Source organism: Candidatus Nanoarchaeia archaeon, from assembly GCA_035290625.1.
In the GTDB taxonomy this organism is placed as follows: Archaea; Nanobdellota; Nanobdellia; order Woesearchaeales; family DATDTY01; genus DATDTY01.
The window spans coordinates 1-2,530 of sequence record DATDTY010000012.1; the positions used below are offsets into that span (position 1 = coordinate 1).

Annotated in this window: 3 protein-coding genes; all 3 read right to left on the reverse strand. The window is 45.3% G+C overall.

The genetic code is table 11. From position 1 onward, the window contains the following. Positions 1–767: phosphoribosylaminoimidazolesuccinocarboxamide synthase (locus tag VJB08_00730; protein HLD42496.1), on the reverse strand; the 767-nt coding region annotated here is incomplete at its 3' end. A 1-nt stretch (position 768) separates the two neighbouring features. After that, on the reverse strand, positions 769–1,749 hold the full coding sequence (locus VJB08_00735; GenBank protein HLD42497.1) for a hypothetical protein: 981 nt from the start codon (positions 1,747–1,749) through the stop codon (positions 769–771). Between the two features lie 74 nt (positions 1,750–1,823). Further along, positions 1,824–2,339, reverse strand: coding sequence for an inorganic diphosphatase (locus tag VJB08_00740; protein ID HLD42498.1), 516 nt, complete (start codon positions 2,337–2,339; stop codon positions 1,824–1,826). Between the last annotated feature and the right edge of the window lie 191 nt (positions 2,340–2,530).

Here is a 2,530-nt window from a genome sequence, read left to right on the forward strand (position 1 = left end):
TTTCCATCCCAATGGGGGCCAAGTCCAACTTCCTCTGCGCGTTGGGTGATAAGATTATCCACAGATAATGCGAATGGACCGATCTTTTCAAAGTCCTCTTCTCTCAGCCCGGAAATGCGCAATGCTTCCTCATCGCTTAAATGTCGGTCGCCGGCCTCCCACTTTGTGGTATACCCTATGATTGGCTTTGGCAGCATATCTCCCGGCTTTGGCTCTTTTGTAACTCCAATCTTCTGGTAAATCTTTTGCAGAGCAGCCTCATTTTCTTGTGGATTCGCTATCGCTTTGGCTTCTGCAATCCTCTTGAACACAGAACTTCCTCTTGGAAGCCCGTTCCGGAAGATAACCTCAAGAGGCAGCAAATAATTATTGATGTTTCCTCTATTGGTCTCAAAAAACGAATAATCATAGGTAGTCTGTGGCGTGTCCTTATCTCCAATGATCCTTCTTTCAACAGGGGTATACACAACCGCTGCATTAAACACCATGCTACCAGATCCATTACTCTTGTCTGGAATGCTGCCAAGAGGCCCAAGCCCCCCACCACCACAATCCAGCCCCAGACTATGATGCCTTATCCCTCTTTTATCGCACTCTTCAAAATTATACTGGCTCATCACTGCCAGCGACCTGCCTTTATTGGGAAGCTTATCTGGCATCGTTCCATAATCAAAAATACTATAACGATCAGTAAATGTAAATTCCCCTCCGCCTGCTTTATTCTCATACGCTGGCCTGTAAATGTTAACATCCTTAGCTTTTCCCATCCTATACCGCCTCCTTCAATCTTTCATATACTGGCTCAAGCATCTTTTCTTTTGTAATCGGTATCGAGATAAGGTTTAAGAAAGGATCATACTTCGTCCTTCCTTTGTGAAGACTTTCCAAGACCCTATGAGACACATCATTATTCTTTATTCCTATGATCTCTGCAGCGATTTGCGCAATGTTTCTGGGATTCATTGTTGCCGTATAGGCTGTGTGTTTTGTCTGCTTTGTAATCTCAAACCATTCAGCAAGCGTTTTTTCATCATACGGCTTATGGCAACTTGCCAGCACACAAGCTTGCTGCCTATCCATCTCAAGAAGCCCTTCATCTACACCCGGGTAGATCATAATTGAGGCTTTTGGCGGAGATTCTGCCAAGGTATGGTAGCCTGCAATTCCGTATGGTACGTCAAAGGATTCGAGCTCTCTCTTTATCTCAGATAGGTATCCTTCTTTCTCAGGATTGCCAGTATTAACTAAGGTAACTCTCTCCCTTCGAAGGCTTGAAAGAGCTAAGTTGAGAGCGTTTCCCAATTGATCTACTCCTACGGTTGGGATAGGATAACCAGGAGCTTTCTCTACAGTTGAAAGAAACGAGGCAACTCCGCCTGTGTTCTTGTCGGAGAGAGGCACTGCATAGACGAGGGTATGCACATGGGGCGACTCTGAGAGGATGTAGTCAATCCCGTCTTTTCTTGTCGGGCATACCAGATTTTTGTATGCAGAAGCGAGAACATTGGCTAAGCCTGCACATGCAACAATCGCATCCCAATACCCTCCAACTGCATGCTCTACAGTCTCTCTGACAAGTTCAGGAACTCGGTCAGCAGAGGCGATTGCTACGTTAAGGTCAATCAAATCGTCATTTACAATGCATCGGTCTATAATCTGCTCCAGCTGAGAAAGCAGCTCCCTTTCAGGTTTTGCATCACTCGGGCTTCCAAGAGTCACTAGAATCTTTGGCTTGTCCATCCCCCTCATGCTGAGGTGTACTCTCCCTCCCTTTTTATAGATTTCTATACTGTATCTACTATAAAGAAGAAACTATATAACCCCTATCTTTTAAATCTCTTGACAGCCCGCAGAACAACGCTCTTCGCCTTGTTTACTCCTTCCCAACCCTGCACTGAAACCTTCTTCTTCTCCAGATGCTTGTAGACCTCAAAGAAATGGGCAATCTCAGCCAAGACATGAGGCTGGACATCCCTGATGTCCTTGATCATCGCAAACCTTGTATCATAGACAGGAACGCACAAAATCTTGTCGTCCTTGCTGCCTGAGTCAATCATGTGGAGGATTCCTATAGGCCTTGCCTCAATCAGAACTCCCGGGTAGGTTGGAAAGGTCACCAGGACAAGGGCATCTAAAGGATCATTATCCTCTGCTTTTGTCCTTGGGATAAAGCCGTAGTCTCCCGGATAGTGGAAAGGAGAAAACAGAACCCTATCAAGCTTGATGATCTTGTTCTTCTTGTCATACTCATACTTGTTCTGGGAGCCCGCAGGCACTTCAACAATCACATTCAGCTCATGCGGGGCATTTCTTCCTGGCCTGAGCTTCATTGCATCCATGCATGGACTTCAAGTTTTCCCAAATATAAATGTTTTGATTTTCTATGTAATGTCTTATCCCGAAACTATTTCCCTACGGTGAGTTACATTGGAGCATGAAACTCACCAGAGGGAAGCTTATGGAGACCATAAGGCGCAAGAATGATGGCTGGACAACCTATCAAGCGAGGAAAATAGCCCGTGTTAGTATT